Consider the following 21,786-nt stretch of genomic DNA (forward strand, 5'->3'; position numbering starts at 1 on the left):
GTATTGTTGCCCCCGTGTGGCTGTAGTTTCAGTCTCAAGCGACTCTTGGTGTTCTCCAAGCTGAATTTCCATCAAGTGGTTTCATAAGGTTTTGTCTGCAATTTTTAAACTCTTCACCAATGAGCCCTAATCTAAGTAACCAACATCTAAATGTATATTTTTCGTTATCAGTATGGGTCCTTTTTGCACTTGCACTCTTTTGAGTTAATGCTTGGTGGCTTACCGCTAGGCAGAAAACAATATAGCTTCTAATTTTACCTGCGTGCATGGTCCCATTAAAAAGCCTAAATTCAATTGTGCCTTTTGTAAAAGTGCTATGTAGGTTAAGTCCATGGTATCTACTTGTATGGTAATGCCTTCCTCTATTTTCAACACCGTAACCGCTGTACCAAATGTCGGCAAGTTCTGATAAAGTTTTTGGTTTTTTCTTATTTATAGTTTCTATTAAATCCTCATTAACTTTTTGGCAATACCTAGCTCTTTCAGGATCAATCTCAAGGCTCTTATAAATTAAATTCTCTTTTGCAGCCATAAGATTAACTAAATTCTTTAAGGCGTTTGGAGTATGGTCTTTTGCACCTATGTGGATGTGAATACCGCATTGTATCTTGCTTTCGCTAACTGCACCTACATGTCTAAGCTTTCTAATAAGTTCTTGCAATGCTTCAATATCCTCATCATACCTTAGTATCGGTGTGACCAGTTCAACGCTATAACTTCCGTCTGCTGAAACAAGTATGCCTTTTCCTTTTTTTACTGTTTGAATACTAGCATCACTCATTATTTTCCAAACCCTGTCATCTGGTGCGGTTATATCGTATGTATCGTAGCTATCAAATGTTCGGTGAACCGTTCCTCCTAAGAAGTTTGAAGTTACCTCAGCAGCTTTTGATCTAGTGATTCCAGTCATTTCAATTTCTACACCAATTGTTTGATTTTTCAATGTTTTCTACCCCTTTCAAAGTGTGTTTATTAACCTTTGGTAGTGTACATGTTAACTCTGCCAGAGGTATATATCCAGTCAATTAAGCTAGATAAACACAGGTTTCGTACGACAATTTATGTTGGTATAGAAATTCAATTTAAGGTACTATAATTACCTTTGAATATTCAGTTTTAATTCCATCTCTTATTAAGTAAACTTCCTCGTCAGTATCAGCTTGCTCTATATATCTTTTAACAATAACATCGGCATACTTTTCATCAAGTTCAATGGTGTAGCAAATTCTATCTGTTTGCTCACAAGCAATTAGAGTTGAGCCACTCCCACCAAAAGGATCAAGAACAATAGAATTAGTTAAACTTGAATTTGTTATTGGATAAGCCACTAATGCTATTGGCTTCATTGTTGGGTGATACTTCGATTTTGTAGGTCTGTCAAAATTCCATGTGGTTTTTTGTTTTCTATCTGCATAGAATTTATGTCCAGAAGTTGGCTTCCAACCTACAAGCACCGGCTCATGGCTGTATTGATAATCACAACGACCTAAAACAAGTGAATTTTTTACCCAAATACAAGTTTGATGACAAAAGAATCCTGCCTCTTTAAATGCAACTCTGAAATTAACAGTTTCTCTATCAGCATGGAATACATAAATTGAACCACCATCTGCAAGACTTTCATACATGCCCTTATAAGCTTCAAGAAGAAATTTATAGAACTTTTTATCTTCCATATTATCATTTTGAATTGTACCGGATGTACCTTCATACGCAACATTATAAGGAGGATCCGTTACAACGAGATTTGCCTTTTTACCATCCATAAGTGCTACATAGGTTTCAAGTTTTGTGCTATCGCCACAGATTAAACGATGTCTACCTAACATCCAGATATCTCCTTGCTTTGTAATTGGTGTTTCAGGTAGTGGCTCGTCAAAACCATCTTCCTTCACACCTTTAGGATGTAGTTCATTAAACAGTTCATCAATTTCCGGCGGCTCAAAACCTGTAAAAGCAACGTCGTAATCTAAGGACTTAAGGTCTTCGATAAGCTCTGCTAGGAGCTCTTTATTCCATTCCCCACTAATTTTATTAAGTGCAATATTAAGGGCCTTTTCTTTAGTCTTATCAATATCGATAACCACACAGTCAATTTCTGTATAGCCTAAAGTTTTTAATACCGATATTCTTTGGTGTCCTCCAATTACGGTTAAATCCTTATTTGCTATAATTGGATCTACATAGCCAAACTCATTAATGCTGTTTTTAATTTTCTCAAATTCACTATCACCCGGCTTAAGTTTCTTCCTTGGATTATATTCAGCAGATACAAGGTCATTAATTTGTAATTTCTTAAATTCCATTTTTGTCCCTCCAAAATCTATCTTTTATGTAACAGTTATGGCTACAATACTTACGTTTCTTATTACCATAAACACTAAATTCTTTTTCGCACTTTGGGCAAATATATTTATAAGTTGCAGCATCCTTTTTATTCCTCATATCTCCATTTTCATTCCACCACTTCCTGCGGCACTCATCGCAGCAAAATCTTCTTATTCTGCCTTGCTCCTTTTGCTTAATTGGCTTATTGCAGCCTGAACATTCTATATTTCGATTTATCTTTTCTTCTACATTAAGGGCAATGACACATGAATCACCACTTAACCCATTACGCTTGCAGAACCCTCTAACGATATCCCTGGATAATCCTATACTTGTTGCAATTGCTTTATAGCCTATACCTTTCAGTCTTAATTCTCGTATTTTACCTTTCTCATCAGCTGTCATGTGATTCCTCCTTTCATAAACTTTTGCGCAATAAAAAAATAACCACAAATGATTGCAGTTACTTAATTTAGACTTATTATTTTGTGATTTACTTGTACCCCCCTTAGCTAATTGTGCGAAATCTCGCGCGAAGGGGGGCGGCGGTCATCGGCTTGTCCTTTGTAGAGATTTGATACCCCCTACCCAACCCTAGAACACTAATACTTATATGGGAATCTTATTTTTTTCATTTGTTCTTCCAAAGATTTTTCATTAACAGCTTTTTTCAGACTATATTTCATTATATATTTTTCTATCTTTAAGGATTCAACAGAAAACTCAATTGATAATGATTGGTGAATATTCTTAAAATAGATAACAGAACCTTCATTTAGCATTCCTTTTAATCCTGAAGTTAAATAAAGTATGCCTGCAATTAACAAAAAAGGATTAGCAGTAGAAATAGCAATAGCCAATTCTAAAGCACCTATACCCAATGTATTAGCAAGATCTTCAAAATTATCCACTGACATTCCATCTAAAAATGTTTTCTTGAATTTATCTATCCCTTGGTAAATTGCTACAGTCCCAGCTAATATGTCAAATCCATTAACAAAATTCCAACTACCTTTTAATTTATCACAACATTTTAATAATCCTAAATTATCTAAGATTTCTGATGGTATAATAGGTAACCCTTGTTTAGTGAATAAATCAGAAAATAAATGTTCTAAGAATGGTGCAGCGTTCTTTATATCATTAAGTGGGAAATTGTAAATCAAATGGTGCCCATATAACCTGTGAGCCATAACACCTTTACCCTTTGCAGCTGAGTCCATTATCGTGCCATACATACTCTTACCAATATTATTTTGGTCCATAAAAGCATATATTGAGTTTCCATGTTTGTATGCATAATCTCTAATGTACATAGCTGAAGTACTTTCAAATATATCTTCATTACTCATTTATTAGTTCCTTTACAAAATCACTACAATATATATTCGTTTTACCAATATAAGATTTCATTACTGCATTCATTTCAATAGTTTTTGTATTTACTCCTATCATAGCCATACACATATACTTTATTGTTTCTTTCTTTCCAACTTCCAAGCTTTCTACCCAAATTACATCAAATTCATCAAATAAACTATCGTTTTCTACTCCATACATATCAAATAACTTGGATACTTGAAAATCATAAGCTTTTTTTTTGTCTTGTAATAAATCATCAACGTTTTTGAAGCTAAAACTTTTTGCTATTTTATTAGCTATACCAATATAGCTCTTATTTTTTCCTATAAATTCCAATTCAATCATAAACTGTCTAAGCTCTTTATTCCCCATAACAATCACCCCTACGACAATAATATCATATTAAATTTATTGTCTCAACAATTTACATACTTAGAAAATATAATATATATTTAATAGTGAAACTCTTTATATCTATCTTCAGTCATGGTTTTAGAATCATGACAACTCTTACATAATGATTGCCAGTTGCTCTCATCCCAAAACAATATCTTGTCACCCCTATGTGCTTTGATGTGGTCAACAACATTTGATTTTGTTATCTTCCCTTGCTCCTTGCATCTAACACACAAGGGATTTACTTTTAAAAATCTATTTCTAGCTTTTCTCCACCTACTATCATACCCACGCCCCGTAGCATTTGCCCTGTTCTTGACATGAAGTTCCTTGTGTTCATCACAATAGCTACCATCAGTTAGCTTTGGACAGCCTGGATGCTTACAAGGTTTTAATGGTTTCTTTGGCACACTGGTCACCTTCCTTTGGGTATAAGAAAAGCACCCACCGTTCCCACAGCAAATGCTCCAAACCATAATTTCTATAATATTATATTATCACATTCTAAAGTAACAAAGGTAACAACTTTAGTTTTTCTTTAAAAATCTATTTACCATCATTTGAACACTCTTATCACTATTACCACCACCGATACTTACTGCTACTTGATCCCAACATAACCCGTTGATATGTCTAAGACTTAAAATCATCCTCATTTGGCTATCCTCAATACTTTCTATATACCTGTTTAGCCTGTTAAGTTCATAGAAACACTTCCTAAGGTTTAAATCTAACAGCTCCTTAAGATCCGCAATCTCTGCGGCATACTTACCAACTTTATCTGAAACACCACTTGCGTGTGGCATCCCCGTTATTACTGAAGATGTTGAGGTGGCAATACACTCAAGCTCTGCTATTCTATTTTTTAGCTGCTCAATTTCTCTATTAAGATAATATAGCTGCGATAATTCTTGTTTAGTCATTAATGCCACCTCTTTCCTCAATAGTTTTTCTTAAATAGCAAACAGCATAGTAAATGAAACCTAGCTCCTTAGATGGAACTATTAAATTTTCTAAATATGCTACAGCTTGTAATAGCATTTCCTTATCTTTTCCTTTATCTGTTTTTGTCATAAGCTCCACCCCCAATTCTTGCCTTTACTGCATTAATTAAAGCATCTTGACCTGTTTGTTTTTTCTGAATAGCCTTCATAACTTGCTCATCAATGGTCCCCTTAGAAACGATATGATGGATAATAACAGTTTCTTTTTGCCCTTGTCGCCAGAGCCTTGCATTTGCTTGTTGGTAAAGTTCAAGGCTCCAAGTAAGACCAAACCATATAACTGTTGAACCACCTGCCTGAAGGTTGAGACCATGACCAGTAGATGCAGGGTGAGCAATCGCAATGGGAATTTCACCGCTATTCCATTTTGAAATATCCTCACTTGTTAATATTGCAGTTACCTTAAATTTCTCTGATATTCTTTCTTTATCATGTTTATAGGCATAAAAGATAAGTACAGGTTTTCCATTAGCCAATTCAATTAATTCTTCTAGAGCTTCAAGCTTTTTACTATGAATAATCTTTACTGCTTTAAATTCATCGTAGACAGCACCATTTGCCATTTGAAGTAACTTATTTGAAAGAGCTGCAGCATTTACTGCATCAATATCCCCATCAGCAAAGGGAATAAGCATTTCACTCTCAAGCTTTTTATAAAGTGCCTCTTCCTTTTCTGACATTTGGACTTCTACAAAATTATCTATTCTATCTGGCATTTTCAAATAATCACAAGCTTTCATGCTAACGCAGATGTCGGATATTTTGTTGTAAATTAATTTCTCTGCACCATCTCTTAATTTATAGCTGAAGATTACTTGCTGATTTCGCTTATCTGGCACAAAATACTCATTTCGATAACTACCAATAAATCGTCCTAGTCTTTGTCCCATATCAAGTAGATTTATCTCACTCCATAAATCAAGTAAACTATTTGGTGCCGGTGTTCCTGTAAGACCAACTATTCTTTTTACCTGAGGCCTAGATTTACGAAGTGCCTTGAATCTTTTAGCCGAAGGTGATTTGAAACTTGATAATTCATCAATGACTACCATATCAAAATCTAATTTATAATTAGTACATAACCACTCTACATTTTCACGATTGATAATATAAATATCAGCTTTTCGTGCTAGAGCCATTCTTCGTTCTTTTTCAGGACCTAATACTTTTGAAATCCTTAGCCCCTTTAAATGCCCCCACTTTCCACACTCTTTGCTCCAAGTATCTTGTGCTACTCGAAGTGGAGCAATTACTAAAACCTTCGCAACATCAAAATAATCATACATAAGATTATCAATTGCAGTTAAAGTTATAACTGTTTTCCCAAGACCCATATCCAGCATCAAACCACAAGCGGGATGCTTAATGATAAATTCTTCTGCATATTTTTGATATTCATGTGCCACATATCTCATCAAGCACCCCTCCAATCTGATCCTTTTTATCTATGCAATATACTAAAAACCCTAATGCTTCTAATTGTGATTTTCTCTTTATTTGAAGCGGTCGCATTTGCTTTCCAGTAGCCTTAAGTTCAACAAAAGCAAGCCTTCCATAATTCATAAGTACTAATCTATCTGGAACACCTGACATGCCAGGGGATATAAACTTTAATGCTAACCCTCCACGTTTTTTCACTGCGAGGCTTAATGCTTTTTCAATTATACTTTCACGCATTTTATGCTCCTTTCTTATCTGGAACAACCTCTGGAACAAGGGGTCAAAAATCCCTTACGTGCTACATACTCCATACGCACCCTCTTATTACTCTTTTTTTATATTATTTATCTCATAATAGTTTTTCTTGTTCCCTTGTTCCTATCTATATGTTATCCCTTATATTAGCTCATTTCTTTAATGGAACATAACCTCGGTACAACATATAGGCTTGTACCACTTGTTTCTCATATTCTTGGAACTAGATTAAATAATATTATTCTTATTCCACCCTTCTAAAAGCTCTTTGCTTATTGTAAATTGGGAACCTTGTAGCACCACTTTTGGTTCCATCATACGGCTTCCATTTATCAATTCTAGCAATTATCGCAGTAATTTCATAAGAATCTGCCTTTTTAAGATTGGCAGAATCCTTACCAAAACACTCACACCAAATTTCCATAGTACAAACAAGCGTGCGTTTTATAACCCCAACTGCAGTGCCGCCAAACTCACCACCACTTAAGAAACTTCTACGCTCATATAAATTCAAAGAGCTCCAATTCTCTGGTAGTAGCTTTTCAAGATACTCAAGGACCAATCCCTCACGATCGTCAGATTCCATAGCATCGGCTTGTTCTGACATTGCTATTTGTGCTTCATCACCTTTAAGAAATAGATCTTCACCTTTTCTATATACAGATAAGGTTTCTGACCATATCTGGTCTATCTCTTTAAGTTCCCATGCTTTTTTAACGCTTTTTCCACTTACTCTAACAGGCCAAAACCTTCGATTCCCAGTGATATCTCTTAAAAAACCACTTTCACTATTGGTGCTACCAACTACCACGCACTGTCTTGGGTGGCTTTCAACATTTACTCCATAACTGGCACGGTACTTATCATCTGTTCTCGAAACAAACGATTTTACAGTTTCTACATCTGTTTTCTTAATTCCAGCTAGTTCTCCAAGTTCAAGTAGCCAGTAGCCTTGCAATTTCTCTGCTGCCGCCTTATCACGCATATCAGTTATGGTAAGACTATCAGAAAACCATATAGATCCTAGCCTTGCGAATAATGTACTTTTACCTATTCCTTGAGGACCATTAAGAATTAAAATACTATCAAATTTAGTTCCGGGTTCATAAATTCTTGCAACTGCAGCCACAAGAGTTTTCCTTATTACAGCTCTTGAATATTTATTATCTTCTGCTCCTAAATAGTCAATTAAGAGTATTTCTAAGCGCTCTATGCCATCCCAATTTGGTAATCCATCTAAATATTCTTTTATAGGATGATATGCCCTCTCCGCTGCAACTGCAACAAGTGCTTCTTTTATCTTAGCTGGTGACCAAACGCCATATGATTTATCAAAATATACTTTAAGTGCTGACATATCCGAATCATTCCATCCACATTTAATTTGTTTCCAATCTAATGTGCCTTTAACATCAATTCCATCACGATGTTGGTTATAAGCTATACCTTTTAAATTGTCATCATTTTGCATAATAATAACAAGATTTTGTAAATCATCTTTTATCTGTCCATTTTTGTTTACATTAAGTCTAGTCTGCCAGTCATCACCCTCCGTCGTAAAATCAGCCTTTACCTGAGCTTGTCTGTTAATTGCAAGTTGAAGTTTTACCTTATCATCTGCAATTGCAAACTCCTGCATGGCTTTAAATGATGGTAGTTTTGTTGGCGAAGTATCTTCTGAAGCCTTGCCATCAAGCTCTGAATATTTGTGCAAACGAACAATATCAAAGGCATTACATAGCTTACTGCATGCCGGGTCCGTTGCATGATGGGAGAAAGCAAACTTATCATCATAAATAAGTACACCTGCAACTGAATCAGCCGGAATGTAGTCATATCTCCCTTCCATTACGCTTGGCTTATATACGTCTGGGATAAAGGTATCAATGGCATCTTGAATGGAATAGGCCCTACAAAAGGCACCTATTACTCCAGGCTTTTCAAGTGGATCTGATTGTTTCGTTATTGCTTTTTTTATTATGGTAGTCTGCCTTGAGGATACAGGCCAAGAAGAAGTATCTCTCCAATCCTTATAACTAGCAAGGATCTTATCCGGGTCTAAATGCTCGCCTTCTTGACTCTCAAATACGAAATCCCCATCACTTGAAGTTGACGCCCAAAACATAAGCCTTGCAGGCTGATAAGTTGTATCATCAAATTGCTCAATGCCTATGCTCTGTGCTACTTTTCTTCCTATTGCTGTATACTCTTCTTCAGTGACCACTCTTGCAAGTGGAATAATAAGTCTAAGCCTTGGTTTTTCCTCAGTGTGTTTATGTGTACTGTAAATACAACAGGCGAAGTCATAAAAAAGCGTGAGCTGCTCCCATATATCAACTGATGCATAATCCATATCTAAAGTAAGCATAGAGCGGTGCTCTACATAACCTGTTTTACGCTTACCCTCTTTTAATTTTCCTCCAACGAATCCACCTACATTTTTTAGTTCATCTTGCTTTGGTTTAAGAAGTTTCTTATATTCAGCTACCGTTTCAGTAGTTCTAATTGTTGTTTTTGCCCGCTTTAAAAATTCTTCCCACGACATCTCAATGTTTTTCCAGTGCTTTGCAGTCTTGCTATCAGCTACCGATATTATCATTAACTCTCCCTCCTAATCCTAGTCCTTTCTGTAATAATCACATTCAAATCCATCTGCACGAAGAGGTAACCCTTTTGCCCAATTTGGAGCGATTGCCATGATATCGCAAACACCGTTTAATGACCCGAACTCCATAGGTGCTTCAATGATTATTTCATCGTGTACATGCATTACTATTTTATATCTTGCCTTAGCCACATTTACCATGGATTCTGCGAGCAGATCACGAGCTGCAGCCTGCACTATGTTTTCCACAAGCTTTGGCCCATAAGTATCAATTCTGCACCATTGTTTGCTCGTGCCAATACCTTCATAAGTAATGCCCTCTCTACCGAACTTATTAATTTCAATCCTGGGCTTTATATAAGAAAGCTTGCGCCCAGATGGTAGAGTAATAAAAAGAATACCGCTCCTCATTTCAATATGAATTCCGCCAATGGTCTGTGGCATCTTATCTTTAACTGCTTTAATTGCAGCCTTATCAATATCCCACCATAGCTTTGTAATGTTAGGATTAGCAATTCTCCATGCGGTAACAAGTTGTTGAAGTTCACTTGCTTCAACACCCATCTCTAAAGCGCCCATTGCGGTTAGTGCACCAGCTCCTCCACCAAATCCAAGTGCGAGTTCCGCTATTTTACCCTTTTGCCTAAGTGGTGAACCTTTAGTTATTTCTTCAATTGGAACCTTGAACATCTGACTTGCGGATGCTTCATAAATTTTGCCATGGGTCGCAAACACATCCATTCGCCATTTTTCACCGGCTAACCACGCAATAATTCGTGCCTCAATCGCACTAAAATCAGCTACAATAAAGCGATGGTTCGGTTTTGGTATAAAAGCCGTACGAATCAGCTCTGATAGCAGGTTTGGCACGTTTTCGAAGAATAATTCTAGTTCATCAAAGCTACCTTGCTTTAATAAGTCTCTTGCTAGGGTTAAATCCCTCTCATGGTTTTGTGGCAAATTCTGTACCTGAATTAGCTGGGAACTCCATCGCCCCGACCTATTTGCTCCATGAAATCGAAATAGTCCTCTCACTCTGTCATCCGGGCATGCTACTCTATCCATTGCTTCATATTTTTTTATAGAGGTTTTTGCAAGCTGTAATCTCAAGTTCAGCAATTGTTCAACCTCACCATCAGACTCTTTTGCTAAATCAGTTACCACCTTTTTAGAAAGGCTCTCAACTTCTACACCATTCTCAAGTAGCCAACCCTTTAGCTGAGCCACCGAGTTTGGATTATTAAGTCCAGTAAGCCGTTGTGCTTGTTCAAAAGTTTCCTCTTTATTTAATTTATCGCAAGCTATGGCTTGCCCCACTAACTTTCTATCGATTAATACACCTCGGTCATTAATCTGCTGATCCAAGATATAGTACTCTTGCTCTTTTGGGATGATTGGGTACTTTGCTATCTTCCTACGGATTTCCATTTCCACCTCAACGTCCCTAATACAATAATCCTTAAAGGTTCGCCACTTCTCTGGCTCATGATGTGAGAGATTACGAGTTCTGTTTCCATTTATAAATGTTGGTTTGCATGGAATGCAGAAGTACCTAATTAAATCTTTACCCTCACGCATTTTCTGTTGCTCTTGTCCTAAAACCTGTGCAACACCAGCAAGTGATAATGGAAGTCCAAGCATTGCTGCCTGCACCGCAGTACAACTCCAACCAACAGGGGATAACGGTATCTTAAGAAATGATGACAAACAAGTTCTTTCAAATTGCGCATTATATGCAGTCTTTGTGATTGTTTCATCTTGAATTGCTACTATTATTTCATCTGGAAATTTCTCGCCACTTGCAATATCTACTATTTGTACCTTATCTGATTCAAAGGCGTATGCCATTAATAATATTTCAAATTTATCACTTGCTGTGTATGCATAAACACCACATTTTATTAAATCAATATCAGAAAATGTTTCTAAATCAATAGATAATACACTCATTTTTCCACCCCCTTATAGGATTAAAAGGGTATAAACTTAATTACACCCCCTATCCTCAACATTCTTTAGCTCAAGAAATCATCCTCTTCAGCAGTTGCAAAATCATCCTCTGCTCTGCTACGACCACTTAATGGTTCTCCATCTTTAATAATTTGTAGATTTCCAAGGCCACAAGCTATGCCTTTATTCCCATTAGTGTTAAAAGCATAAAAGGTAATACTTGCTTTTCCATAAACCCCACTATAGACGTTTTCGGGGTCAAGTATGGGTCTTACATTCTTATCTACTAGACCTGGTTTATCTTTTGAATTTGCATTTAAGAAAAAACTGTTTTTGTATGCTTCATCCTCTGGACGCTCTGCATCACCATCTCGGAGCGGTGTTTTTAAACTAGCAGGTATTTTACCACCGAACTTAGACTTGCCATCTTGTTTTGCATTTTCTATTGCTGCTTTAATTTCCTGAATTGTCTTTATGTCCGATTTTGGAATAATTAAGGACACCGAATACTTAGCATCTCCACCATTGATTGATTTTGGCTCATGTACATTTGCATAACTAAATCTTGCGAGTCCTGTGATCACCTTTGTTGACGTTTTGTTTTCCATAATTAAATTTCCTCCTTAAATTCGGCTTCTGCCGTATTGTTTAGTATAACTGCTTGTCTTTTATCTGAGTCTGAAACCATCGTGTATTTACCCGGTGGTTTAGTAATTAGTCCAGCTAGTACTTCTGAAAATACTTTTTTACCTAACACTTTTTCAAGAGCTGTTATTCCTTTTAGATTTCTGGCATAAATCTCATCGTCAGAATATCCGGCTTCCGTGAGTTTTTTTATTACAGATTTTTCATCACCGTAGGCCCTATTGCTTCTACCCGAAACGACCTTGAATCCTTCAAAATCCTCACCATCAATTGCCATAGCTTCTGCCCACGCCCAAATATCCCTACACCATTTTGCAATATCATCTGCCTGCGATAATACTTCTGTTATTTCATCTTTAGTTAATAAAGATGCCTGTCTAAATTCAAATCTTGCCATTTCCAAGTTCTTCTCAGCCCTGGCTCTACAGGTCGCTTTTGCTCTGCAAAATTTACAGGTGTATTCGCTAGGTTCAAATTCTCCCTCTCCATCCCATGCAAGTTGGGCTGCTGGCTTTAACACATCTTCTGCCCAAGCTAAGAGCTCTTCGGCTGATAACTCATATGTTGATATGTTATTCAAACGTGGCTGACAAATACTCATACGCACAGCTTTAATATCATATAAACAATCAAATAGAATCAAAGCTCCAAGAGCATAAAGCTGCATTTGAGGGTTGCATTCTGCGGAAACTGATACCCCAGCCCCTCCCTTTAAATCCACTATTTCAAGAGTGCCATCTGCTACAATTACAAGATCTCCTGTGCCAAACCCACTCTTAACATATTTTGAGAAGTCCAGTCTTTGTTCAAGCAAAATAATTGGATCTTTGCAACTCTTCCTGGTCGCCTCAATTAATTCAATTGCAAAAGCTACATAAACTTCTACCGATTCCTCAATCTCTGAATTAAAAAATTGGTTGAGTTGTACCGCCTTTAGCTTTTTCTTATAATTACTTTCTTTTACAGCACCAATATATCTACCAAGTCTTAACTCCCCTAGTTCGTGCATGTAGGTTCCCTCTTCTGCAAAAACACTAGTTGAGTTTTCAAAATTTTCTTCAAGTCTTGCGCTTTTATTGCAATGTATCCAGCGATGGGCTGAGCTCGCAGAGAGTAGACAGTGCATCCCCATTACAGCCCCTCAGCTTCTTTTAATAGATCTTTATAACAAGCTGGATCTATATCAGTAAGTTTTTTCCCTCCATATTTAGTTATTAATGATTTGACCTCTGGTTGCTTCCCATTTTGTGATTTTGAAGCCAAGACTCCCCGTACTTTTTCAAGTGTGAAAGTTTCTACTTTAGGTTTAGTAGATTCTATATGAAGAGCTTTTCCTTTAACTACTTCTACTAAATCCTCCCTTAAACCCACAATAATCATTTCTAAACCCTTAATTATAAGATCATTATTCATACTTTTTCTCCTCTCATTTTGAAACTTATCAAATACGTTCAAGCCTTTCATCTCCACAAATGAGAGACGCCTTATTTGCTGAAACCTTGTATTTCCCTAAATCGATGACAATAAAAAATGGATATTCTTTTACCACAGTCCCATGACTGCCCATCTTATCCCGTTTATTCTGCTTAAACTCGACTCTAACTCCTGGCTTTAAATTCAAATTACAAAACAACCTTTTGTTCAGCTCCTTTCAGTTCATTCACTTTTTCCCATTTATGTTGGTTACATTAATAAAAACTTGATTTTTAACATTTTAAATACTTAAAGTTTCTTAGCCTCTTCAAAAATAACAGCATAATCTACTGGTCTAACCTTAACTAATTTTTCTGCATTATATTTCATTAACAGAGCCTTAATTTTATCTGACTTACCCTCATTGCTTTTTTCAGCAAGAACTGCACTTATATCCTGTACGCTAATGTTATTGTTAAGCTTTAACTCCCCTGCTATATGCTTATATTTAACTATTTCATTGATGTTCTCAGATGCCAATGCACGATATCCGATTGCAAGTTTCTCTAACCCGTCAGCTAGGGTCAAATATATATCACTCATAGCTATCGATCCTTTCACTCAAATTTTAGATGCCTTATTAATTTTATTCACCATCCTTTCTGCATTCGTGGGTGTTCTCCTTAGCTATTTATTCAGAGCAAAGTCTTTCACTATGCTGTTCATCATGGCTAGGTCATTCCTAGAAAGGCTTGTACTAAGTCGTTCCAGGAATGCCTGCTGTTCAGGTTTTAGGTACTTCCGATTCATATAAAATCCGTCTATAACCCGGACACCACCGCCATAACGTCCACGTATAGTTTCCAGGGGGTAAGAAAGCGACAGGAGGTCAATATCATTTCTAATAGTTCTGATACTGACACCAAATTCAAATGCCAAATTTGACATTGTTTCCTGCTTTCTGAGGCAGAGAGTTTCCATGATTTCCGTGCGTCTTTCATTTGGTCCCATCGCTTTCTTCACCTCCTTCCCTTGCTCTATAGATTAATAATAAAAGTTAAATAGGTAGATTCATTTCCTATTTAAAAAACTTTTTAGCAAAATATAAAAACAAAAAACGGCCAGGGAACACCCGTAAAATTGGGTATTCATCCTGGCCGTCTTGCAGCTCTATGATTTTGCATTATACTTATTTTTGATTTACATTTATTATTTCAGCATTTCCATCAGGTAGAAACTTTATCAACGTTTTAACGCCCTTATGTAAAATCTCAACTATCTTACCTTGATTATCTACTCGGCATACTGTTTTACCAACACTATTTTTTACATTTTTCACATTATCTTCTCCTTTGATTAGTTATTATTAAACAAAAAAACTGTGCGAGAGCACAGTTTTAGTCTATTTCATTATCACAAAAAGACTACATCACTTTGCTTCTCATTGAAGTTTAGTTCTGTACATTAACTCATCAGTCCCGTAGACTGCTTCTTGTTAATATCTTATACTTATTCAGTTTTTTCTATATTACAACAAATCCTCTGTTTATAATGTCTGATAAAACATTTCCAATTTCTTCACATAGTAATTTTTTGAAATCTTCACTTGCAAATATTTCTCTGAATCTTGATTGCATTATTTTAAATGTTTCTGTATATGAAATACCAGGCCTAAAGTATATTTCATCAATTTGGGTTTTTATATATTCATTATCATATGACAAATTCATTGATACCCTATTTGATACTTGATATTCAATCCAATCTGTATTGTTTATAATTAAATCTAAATAATACTTCTTTAAAATTTCTTTCTGCTCATCCACAGTAGCTTGAGCAACTAATTTTGAATCTAGATTTATTTTTATTAAAATATTATTTATTTCTCTATCTTCGAGATTGTCGAATAATATATCCAATGACCCTTTATTTAAAATTTCATTGATATTTAAATTATGATTACTTAGAGCATTCCGTATTAGCCTTTTCATGTTAATAGAGATATTACCATATACTTTCGCCCTTGAAGTATGACCTTGTCCATTTTTAAGTTTATAATAATATGTTGATATCGTTGAATGAAAATAATCAACATCATCCGGAATACCTTTGTATTGTCCAACTACTGAACTATTAGCACTTAAATATTGACTGATTTCATCTAAGATATCATTCAATTTTTTCTGCAATATACATACTTTTAAAGGATTTTCTTCAATATTATTTACAGTAACAAGAATTGGCTCTGAATTTTTTGGTAATAGTCTTAATTGTTGTTCATTTAATGCATCAATTATAAACTCAAATAAGCCTTCTGGTAAGAAATATTTGATATATCCTGACCTTTCTTCATCTGAAAACTCATTATTTCCCTTAATAGCGATGATTCGAGGATCAATACTTTCATCTTTATACGATAGAGATTGCCATCTCATTCCAGCAATATTTGAATCAAGTAATCTAGAATGTTTTTCAATCGAATCAGATATTTCTTTCAATATCACTTCTATCTCTCGATTATAATCTTCTTGATTAGTCTTTAGACCAGCTTTTCTTTTATCAATTTTTGTTTCTGTCAGCTTATCTCCCTTGGAGAATAGTATGTAGACATCACTTTTATTTTTCAATTTATTTATTTTTTCATTAAGACCTTCACAAATATTTCGAATAGTGTCTTCTCTTTCTTCTAGATTAATGAGGAGTATAATCCCATTTACAGATTTTGCAAGTGCCCTATCAATACCTAGACCAAGTGAATATTCATCGAGCCCTTCTTGTGTCATACCAATAGTATCCATTAATTTCATTCTAAACGGGATTCTTGGATTTTTTTGTTTCATTATACTTATAGCTTCTTCTCTTGGTCTACATGCAATATCTATTGTTTCAATAATCAAACTATAAGGTTTTTCAGGATTATAGAGTTCTACAAGAATATTTTTACCTTCATCAGTGGTTGTACAAGAAAAAATATGATCAAAAGGATTATCTACACCAAAAATTTTTTTTAATTTATTACTTATTACACTTTCCATGCGTTGTACCCAATTAGCAATATTCACATTTAAGTCTGAATCTAAACAATACTCAGTAAATACTTCTCTTTTTAAATCTTTTGCCCTAGGAGCTTTTTTCCCTAATGCACTTTTTCTTTCGGAAACTCTTTGTTCAAAAAGTGCTATATCAACATTGCCTAATGCTTCTTTAGATAATTCAACAAGTTTGCTAATATCTAATTCATCCTTAATAGAATTCAAATGATACGAAGCGTCTTTAGGTTCTAAAAATTTTCCTGTCCACTCACAATCTTCTATAGTTCTACTTGCATCTTCAATGTCATAATCATTATCAATAAATTCGTCTGCAATCGCTTCAAATATTTTTCCCATAATTAATTTCTTGTCTAATTCTTTTTTTGTAATAAATAATGCAAAATCATAATTTTTCTCAATTCGTGAGTCTAAAATGAAATTACTAGGAATAATTGTTGTCTGGCTTTTTTCCCCTATGCCTATTGATGTATAAAGTGCAATATCCTGATTTAACAAATTGCTGACAGCTGTCGTTTTTCCAGACCCAGATGCTCCTACAATAGACATTGCAGGAATATTTTTCATTCTTTTAATAACCTCAGCAGGTGTTAGATTTTTAAATTCACTCATAATAATCTCCTTTTATTAATGTTTTATTTTAATACAAACAAAAAAAACTGTGCAAAAGCACAGTTATTAGTCCATTATTTTTCCATAGACCACATCACTCTACTTCCTCTTGAAGCGTAGTTTTGTAACTCAACTCACCAATCCCATAGATTGTTTCTTGCTGAAATCATAAAATATTCATTTTTTTATATCGTATCATATTTTCACGCAAAAATCAACCATATTTTGCTATTTTTTCTTTTCATACACTGTTGCTTTCTCGATATAAACTTCAATAAAAAAAAATTAAAATAGCCTGGGAACATAATTCTCAAATCAATTAATTTTTATCATTAGTTAGAATTAAAAAGATAAAAAAATTCCCTAACTATTTTTGGCAAGGTGATGAAAGTGCTATATACTCACCACATATTACAAGATATTTAATTGAAAACATACTAAACTGGACTGATGATGATATTAAAGAAAAGTTTCGTAAAATCACATTTAAAGAAAATAAACTTGGAGGATTACTATGCTCTAAATATAATGATAGTCCATTCGCTGCTATTAAAGATGCATATCCTGAAAAAGACTTTCATGCATGGGATTTTGTTAATGCACCTAATGATTACTGGCAAGGTGAAAAAGGAAAAGAAAATGCTATATGTGCTACAAAGTGGCTAATTGAAGAACATCTTAAATGGTCTGAAAATGAAATCACCGAGAAATTAAATCAAGATATATTCATAAAAAACAATCTACTTGGCATGTTAAAAAGAGCTTTCAATTGCACTATTTTTGAAGCGTTGGAAGCAACATACCCTGGAAGATTTAAAAAGTGGCAATTAGCTGATCATGTAAAGAATGATTACTGGAGCAAAGCAGAAGGCATTATAGCTGTTAAGTGGCTTATTGAAAATAAATTAAAATGGTCTAATTCCGAGATAAAAGGATTTTACTCCAAACAAATTTATAAAGACAATAATCTGTATGGCATGATTCAAAGTTGCTTTAATTCAAGCCCCTTTGAGGCTATAAACTCAGTCTACCCTAATAGATTTAAACAATGGGAGTTGCCAAATGTTCCTAGAAATTTTTGGAATTCAAATGAAAATTGCATTAATGCAACAAAATGGCTAATTGAACAACAGCTTAAAATTGATATTAAAACTGCTAAACTAAAACTTGCTAAGAAGCACTTCAAAGATAATAATTTACTAAGTCTTTATTGTAAACACCCTGTGGCCGAATTAATAGAAATGGTTGAAAATAAGAATATCCATAAATTTGTATAAAGCAAATGTATGGATATATTTTTTATGTATACTCTTAGTTAAATATAAATTAATATTCCACAATAATATTAATTCTAAATTTTAAGGGTGCCGTTTTTTCCATTTTCCCATACAATTTTGCAATACCCTATACCTTAACGCAAAACACCATCAAATTCTAATTCCAAGGGTGACCCCCTGAATTGAAAATTCCCTCAAACACTCGTTTGAGGGAACATAAAACACGCTTTAATTTTTACCTAAAATCCTCTAACCCTTTGCTACCAGCCTATTTCCTCTCTATCCTTGCAACGCACTCAACGTGATCCGTTTGAAGAAACATACGTTGTTTTTTTATAGTTATAGATAATATGAATTTATGTTTTCTAACAGTCTGCCCCTCGCTCATATTGATAACCTCTTTCCTAACATACTTAGGATACTTCTATTGAATCATCATTGTACATCCCAACCGGGTACTCCCAAACTGACCCACTTATATCGTAACTAGAGTTACAATTACTACAAATATGTTCACCTTCTACGGTGTATTCTATTTCTTCTCCCATCTCACGTTCATCTATATCTTCTGATACCACATAATCTGATAAATCGGTTATCTCGTTAATTCCACAATTGGAACATCTTATACTTTTACTCAAATTAATCATTTTGCCTTTACCTCCTTTTATTAGTTAATTTCACTAAATATATAATTTTTTTCTAGCATGTATTTTTCTATAGATAATACGACAAGAATCTTTACTCAAGCAATATCTTCCATCATCGTTCTTACATATTGTAACCTCTTTTGGTAATGCACTCTCAACTTTACTTGCAAAGAATTCAGTTATTTTATTCCGATTGAAAGTTTGTAGTATTTCATTTTTTATAGGTATTTGAACTTCTTGATTATTTTCATCAACGCCATAAAGTAATAATTTGCTACCTATAAAAGTTTGTTTCCCACCACATCCATTGTAATGTAGATTCCTACAAGTGTGTAAATAATTTTTCTTTCCATTAATTTTTTGCCCGTAGTAATATTCACCTGGAATATAAAGTATTTCTAAATCATGTAATGTTCCCACTTACATCCTCTCCTTTTGTTATTTTAATTAAATAATATAGCAAAACTTTATATTTGTATGTGAGTATACCGTCAGAAAAATTATTTTATTATAAATTTTTCTAATCCTAATCTGATAATTTCATCTACACTCTCATCAGCAATAATCTCAAAAAAATTATCATACTCTATTATCTTTGTATATCTATTCACCCAAAATAGAAGCATAAAATTTTTATCATAAGAACTGCTAAGATGCAGGTTGAACTCATATTTCATCTTTTTTGCAATTACAGTACTTTGCTCTTCTTCAAATTCCAAAACCATATCTGCCACTTCATCCGCAACTCTCTCCAATGTACCTGTACAAACTAAAAACTCTCTAAACATATCAAAAACGTTTACTGCATTCTCACATAATTGGAAAGACTCATATCCGGTTCTTTCTGCAACTTTATATGCAAATTCATTTCCTACAGTCATCGCAAGTTCTCTACTGATTAAACTTCTTGCTACAAAATGAGCAATAAAATGATTTGCAGTTTCCAAATCATCTAAGTTCTGATACGAAAAAATTTTCTGTTTGATTTTATAAATAACATTCTCTGCTAACCGCTTTTTCTTTATCAATTCATATGCACCCAAATTTACAGCATAGCGATTTTCTACTTTTTTTATCCAAGCTTTAATAAAAACTGCCTCCGCCTTATCTGGTTTCTTTAAAGCAGATAATAATGGTTTATTAGTATACTTATTGCCATAATAATCATTTTTCAGACGCTCATCATTCTCCTTAACAACGGAAATTTCCTGAACAACTGATACAAACCATGATAAATAATAGCCATTTGAAAAATCCGGTTGTTTAAACTTTTTAAGCCACTCCAAAAGGACTTCTGCATAACCCAATGCGAATTTTATATTTTTACACTCATCATCATCCAGTCCTTTTTTACCAGCAATTAACATCAATACTATCTCTGCAGCCGCATTCTCTATTCCATTATCAATCAGTTCAGCAATCATCGGTATAAGTTCTGGTTTGACTGTCCAGTTTTCATATTTAATAAAACATTCAACATACTCAGCTGAAGGGTCTTCCTCCGTATGGATTTGATAATTTATATTCAACCTATCAGCCTCATTACAAATCATCTCATGACAAAGAAGCATATTATAAAATGTATCATTCAACCTTTCCTTATGTTGTAATTGCATATTTGAAGCCTGTGGAAGTTTTTGTAAAACCCGTTCTGTAAGGAAATTTTCTATTCTATTTAATTCCATCATTGTTTCTTCAGGCTTTTCCAATGCCTTATCTGTAAAAACATAATCAAATAACTTATCAAGGATTACTTCCCAATAAGCATTAAAAGACTCCAATTTTTCTTTTTTGCTTTTTACACTACATTCATTAACCTCTTTTTCAACCTCTGCCTTCATGTTTCCAAATATTAATCCATATTGACTGACCAAAGAAAAGTCTGTATTAATGTTATCCAATCGTGGCTTATTTAAAATATCAATAATTCGAGTTCTTGTTTCGATAGGAGATTTCTTGTTATGTACGCTCACTCCATTTTTTTCTATATAGTAAAACATTTTCAATATTTTCAGTTTGGCATATTGTTCATCAAAATCATTTATACGAAAGTTTAATTTGCTCTCTAACTTATCTATAATCCCAGTTTTATAATGATTACTGAACTTATCTCTTAAAGTATCATTAAAGCTAGCATCCATTTCTATATTTTCTTCCGCTATTTCATTACACAATTCTGTTATGGTAAGTTTACAATTCATTTCTTCACACTGACCCATATTATATTTTGACATGAATATCACAGCTCCTTGAAACAATTATAGCAAAATACATCTTTTACTTCTATACTAAAGCACATCCACTTCTGTCTTAATTTTTATGCCTGTTCAGTTGAGTGTGTTTCTATAATATGTGATGGATTATTTTCTTACACTAAATCCTTCACATAGTATAGAAACTCATTAGAGTATTAATTATGTTTTGTTAATTCTAAACAGGCCATATATATTTCTTGCTTATAAGAAGCTTAAAAATAGTTTCGCTAAAAAGTGCACACCGCAAGCTAAAAATGCACACCCCCTATACCAAAATCCATAAGGGGTGTGCATTTTTTCAATTTAATCCCATCTTTTATGCTTTCAAGTTTAATTTTCCTCTTATATTTACTCCAAAAAACAACGAAAACCCCTGAATTCAAGGGTTTTCCATTGTATCAAACTTGTTGTTTTCTTATGAGATGGTTAGGCTAACCCCAAATTTTGATACAATATAGCAAAAATACACGTTATACCATAAAATCGCATACTGAAAATAGTGAATTATCGCGAGCAATGTATCCTTCACTCTCGCATTCCACAC

The 21,786-nt window shown here is 34.3% G+C and carries 24 protein-coding genes; 1 reads left to right on the forward strand and 23 read right to left on the reverse strand.

Features of this window, described 5'->3' with window-relative positions:
• Positions 1-34 precede the first annotated feature (34 nt).
• The 20 genes from KPL44_RS15455 to KPL44_RS15550 all read right to left on the reverse strand — a co-directional run bounded on the left by KPL44_RS15455 (position 35) and on the right by KPL44_RS15550 (position 17,060).
• Positions 35-943, reverse strand: a complete 909-nt coding sequence (locus KPL44_RS15455; protein ID WP_216252120.1) for an amidoligase family protein — start codon at positions 941-943, stop codon at positions 35-37.
• A 139-nt stretch (positions 944-1,082) separates the two neighbouring features.
• Complete coding sequence (locus tag KPL44_RS15460) at positions 1,083-2,306, reverse strand: site-specific DNA-methyltransferase (protein WP_216252122.1); 1,224 nt, start codon at positions 2,304-2,306, stop codon at positions 1,083-1,085.
• Positions 2,296-2,733 (reverse strand): RNA polymerase subunit sigma-70, encoded by a 438-nt coding sequence (locus KPL44_RS15465; protein ID WP_216252124.1) that lies wholly within the window; start codon positions 2,731-2,733, stop codon positions 2,296-2,298. The genes KPL44_RS15460 and KPL44_RS15465 overlap by 11 nt, the downstream gene beginning before the upstream one ends.
• Before the next feature lie 197 nt (positions 2,734-2,930).
• On the reverse strand, positions 2,931-3,680 hold the full coding sequence (locus KPL44_RS15470; RefSeq protein ID WP_216252126.1) for a hypothetical protein: 750 nt from the start codon (positions 3,678-3,680) through the stop codon (positions 2,931-2,933).
• Complete coding sequence (locus tag KPL44_RS15475) at positions 3,673-4,062, reverse strand: hypothetical protein (RefSeq protein WP_216252127.1); 390 nt, start codon at positions 4,060-4,062, stop codon at positions 3,673-3,675. Before KPL44_RS15475 ends, KPL44_RS15470 begins: the two co-directional genes overlap by 8 nt.
• Before the next feature lie 80 nt (positions 4,063-4,142).
• Positions 4,143-4,496 carry an HNH endonuclease gene (locus KPL44_RS15480; RefSeq protein ID WP_216252128.1) on the reverse strand — a complete coding sequence of 118 codons (354 nt, stop codon included), beginning with the start codon at positions 4,494-4,496 and terminating at the stop codon, positions 4,143-4,145.
• 117 nt (positions 4,497-4,613) lie between these two features.
• Entirely contained in the window at positions 4,614-5,009 is a 396-nt protein-coding gene (locus tag KPL44_RS15485; protein ID WP_216252130.1) for a hypothetical protein, read from the reverse strand.
• Entirely contained in the window at positions 5,002-5,160 is a 159-nt protein-coding gene (locus KPL44_RS15490) for a hypothetical protein (protein WP_216252132.1), read from the reverse strand. The genes KPL44_RS15485 and KPL44_RS15490 overlap by 8 nt, the downstream gene beginning before the upstream one ends.
• The gene (locus KPL44_RS15495; RefSeq protein WP_216252134.1) at positions 5,144-6,505 is read right to left on the reverse strand and encodes a DEAD/DEAH box helicase; all 1,362 of its coding nucleotides are present in this window, start codon (positions 6,503-6,505) and stop codon (positions 5,144-5,146) included. Before KPL44_RS15495 ends, KPL44_RS15490 begins: the two co-directional genes overlap by 17 nt.
• Complete coding sequence (locus KPL44_RS15500) at positions 6,486-6,767, reverse strand: VRR-NUC domain-containing protein (protein WP_216252136.1); 282 nt, start codon at positions 6,765-6,767, stop codon at positions 6,486-6,488. The genes KPL44_RS15495 and KPL44_RS15500 overlap by 20 nt, the downstream gene beginning before the upstream one ends.
• A gap of 262 nt (positions 6,768-7,029) precedes the next feature.
• Entirely contained in the window at positions 7,030-9,384 is a 2,355-nt protein-coding gene (locus KPL44_RS15505) for a virulence-associated E family protein (RefSeq protein WP_216252138.1), read from the reverse strand.
• An 18-nt stretch (positions 9,385-9,402) separates the two neighbouring features.
• Positions 9,403-11,340, reverse strand: coding sequence for a DNA polymerase (locus tag KPL44_RS15510; RefSeq protein ID WP_216252140.1), 1,938 nt, complete (start codon positions 11,338-11,340; stop codon positions 9,403-9,405).
• A 65-nt stretch (positions 11,341-11,405) separates the two neighbouring features.
• The gene (locus KPL44_RS15515) at positions 11,406-11,948 is read right to left on the reverse strand and encodes a DUF2815 family protein (protein ID WP_216252142.1); all 543 of its coding nucleotides are present in this window, start codon (positions 11,946-11,948) and stop codon (positions 11,406-11,408) included.
• Positions 11,949-11,950: 2 nt separating this feature from the next.
• Positions 11,951-13,111 carry a DUF2800 domain-containing protein gene (locus KPL44_RS15520; RefSeq protein WP_367302953.1) on the reverse strand — a complete coding sequence of 387 codons (1,161 nt, stop codon included), beginning with the start codon at positions 13,109-13,111 and terminating at the stop codon, positions 11,951-11,953.
• Positions 13,112-13,116: 5 nt separating this feature from the next.
• The gene (locus tag KPL44_RS15525) at positions 13,117-13,398 is read right to left on the reverse strand and encodes a hypothetical protein (RefSeq protein WP_216252147.1); all 282 of its coding nucleotides are present in this window, start codon (positions 13,396-13,398) and stop codon (positions 13,117-13,119) included.
• A gap of 28 nt (positions 13,399-13,426) precedes the next feature.
• Positions 13,427-13,618, reverse strand: a complete 192-nt coding sequence (locus tag KPL44_RS15530; RefSeq protein WP_216252148.1) for a hypothetical protein — start codon at positions 13,616-13,618, stop codon at positions 13,427-13,429.
• 89 nt (positions 13,619-13,707) lie between these two features.
• Positions 13,708-14,001: a hypothetical protein gene (locus KPL44_RS15535; protein WP_216252150.1), complete on the reverse strand. Its 294-nt coding sequence runs from the start codon at positions 13,999-14,001 to the stop codon at positions 13,708-13,710.
• An 84-nt stretch (positions 14,002-14,085) separates the two neighbouring features.
• Complete coding sequence (locus KPL44_RS15540; protein WP_216252152.1) at positions 14,086-14,409, reverse strand: HTH domain-containing protein; 324 nt, start codon at positions 14,407-14,409, stop codon at positions 14,086-14,088.
• 178 nt (positions 14,410-14,587) lie between these two features.
• Positions 14,588-14,737 carry a hypothetical protein gene (locus KPL44_RS15545; protein ID WP_216252154.1) on the reverse strand — a complete coding sequence of 50 codons (150 nt, stop codon included), beginning with the start codon at positions 14,735-14,737 and terminating at the stop codon, positions 14,588-14,590.
• Positions 14,738-14,921: 184 nt separating this feature from the next.
• Entirely contained in the window at positions 14,922-17,060 is a 2,139-nt protein-coding gene (locus KPL44_RS15550; RefSeq protein ID WP_216252156.1) for a hypothetical protein, read from the reverse strand.
• A gap of 788 nt (positions 17,061-17,848) precedes the next feature.
• Here KPL44_RS15550 and KPL44_RS15555 point away from each other — a divergent pair.
• Positions 17,849-18,337 carry a hypothetical protein gene (locus KPL44_RS15555; protein WP_216252158.1) on the forward strand — a complete coding sequence of 163 codons (489 nt, stop codon included), beginning with the start codon at positions 17,849-17,851 and terminating at the stop codon, positions 18,335-18,337.
• Positions 18,338-18,750: 413 nt separating this feature from the next.
• Here KPL44_RS15555 and KPL44_RS15560 read toward each other — a convergent pair whose 3' ends face one another.
• From KPL44_RS15560 to KPL44_RS15570, 3 genes are all read right to left on the reverse strand, one after another.
• Complete coding sequence (locus tag KPL44_RS15560; protein WP_216252160.1) at positions 18,751-18,987, reverse strand: hypothetical protein; 237 nt, start codon at positions 18,985-18,987, stop codon at positions 18,751-18,753.
• A 33-nt stretch (positions 18,988-19,020) separates the two neighbouring features.
• Positions 19,021-19,407, reverse strand: coding sequence for a hypothetical protein (locus tag KPL44_RS15565; RefSeq protein ID WP_216252161.1), 387 nt, complete (start codon positions 19,405-19,407; stop codon positions 19,021-19,023).
• Between the two features lie 80 nt (positions 19,408-19,487).
• Complete coding sequence (locus tag KPL44_RS15570) at positions 19,488-21,221, reverse strand: hypothetical protein (RefSeq protein ID WP_216252163.1); 1,734 nt, start codon at positions 21,219-21,221, stop codon at positions 19,488-19,490.
• Positions 21,222-21,786 lie beyond the last annotated feature (565 nt).

Source organism: Clostridium sp. DSM 17811 (genome assembly GCF_018861905.1).
GTDB classification, from domain to species: Bacteria; Bacillota; Clostridia; order Clostridiales; family Clostridiaceae; genus Clostridium_AD; species Clostridium_AD frigoriphilum.

What these genes read in the sequence shown, in the direction of transcription:
- KPL44_RS15460 (WP_216252122.1), bottom strand. Translation starts at nt 2,306, where the DNA reads ATGGAATTTAAGAAATTACAAATTAATGACCTTGTATCTGCTGAATAT.
- KPL44_RS15465 (WP_216252124.1), bottom strand. Translation starts at nt 2,733, where the DNA reads ATGACAGCTGATGAGAAAGGTAAAATACGAGAATTAAGACTGAAAGGT.
- KPL44_RS15470 (WP_216252126.1), bottom strand. Translation starts at nt 3,680, where the DNA reads ATGAGTAATGAAGATATATTTGAAAGTACTTCAGCTATGTACATTAGA.
- KPL44_RS15475 (WP_216252127.1), bottom strand. Translation starts at nt 4,062, where the DNA reads ATGGGGAATAAAGAGCTTAGACAGTTTATGATTGAATTGGAATTTATA.
- KPL44_RS15485 (WP_216252130.1), bottom strand. Translation starts at nt 5,009, where the DNA reads ATGACTAAACAAGAATTATCGCAGCTATATTATCTTAATAGAGAAATT.
- KPL44_RS15490 (WP_216252132.1), bottom strand. Translation starts at nt 5,160, where the DNA reads ATGACAAAAACAGATAAAGGAAAAGATAAGGAAATGCTATTACAAGCT.
- KPL44_RS15495 (WP_216252134.1), bottom strand. Translation starts at nt 6,505, where the DNA reads ATGAGATATGTGGCACATGAATATCAAAAATATGCAGAAGAATTTATC.
- KPL44_RS15500 (WP_216252136.1), bottom strand. Translation starts at nt 6,767, where the DNA reads ATGCGTGAAAGTATAATTGAAAAAGCATTAAGCCTCGCAGTGAAAAAA.
- KPL44_RS15505 (WP_216252138.1), bottom strand. Translation starts at nt 9,384, where the DNA reads ATGATAATATCGGTAGCTGATAGCAAGACTGCAAAGCACTGGAAAAAC.
- KPL44_RS15510 (WP_216252140.1), bottom strand. Translation starts at nt 11,340, where the DNA reads ATGAGTGTATTATCTATTGATTTAGAAACATTTTCTGATATTGATTTA.
- KPL44_RS15515 (WP_216252142.1), bottom strand. Translation starts at nt 11,948, where the DNA reads ATGGAAAACAAAACGTCAACAAAGGTGATCACAGGACTCGCAAGATTT.
- KPL44_RS15520 (WP_367302953.1), bottom strand. Translation starts at nt 13,111, where the DNA reads ATGCACTGTCTACTCTCTGCGAGCTCAGCCCATCGCTGGATACATTGC.
- KPL44_RS15525 (WP_216252147.1), bottom strand. Translation starts at nt 13,398, where the DNA reads ATGAATAATGATCTTATAATTAAGGGTTTAGAAATGATTATTGTGGGT.
- KPL44_RS15535 (WP_216252150.1), bottom strand. Translation starts at nt 14,001, where the DNA reads ATGAGTGATATATATTTGACCCTAGCTGACGGGTTAGAGAAACTTGCA.
- KPL44_RS15540 (WP_216252152.1), bottom strand. Translation starts at nt 14,409, where the DNA reads ATGGGACCAAATGAAAGACGCACGGAAATCATGGAAACTCTCTGCCTC.
- KPL44_RS15550 (WP_216252156.1), bottom strand. Translation starts at nt 17,060, where the DNA reads ATGAGTGAATTTAAAAATCTAACACCTGCTGAGGTTATTAAAAGAATG.
- KPL44_RS15560 (WP_216252160.1), bottom strand. Translation starts at nt 18,987, where the DNA reads ATGATTAATTTGAGTAAAAGTATAAGATGTTCCAATTGTGGAATTAAC.
- KPL44_RS15570 (WP_216252163.1), bottom strand. Translation starts at nt 21,221, where the DNA reads ATGTCAAAATATAATATGGGTCAGTGTGAAGAAATGAATTGTAAACTT.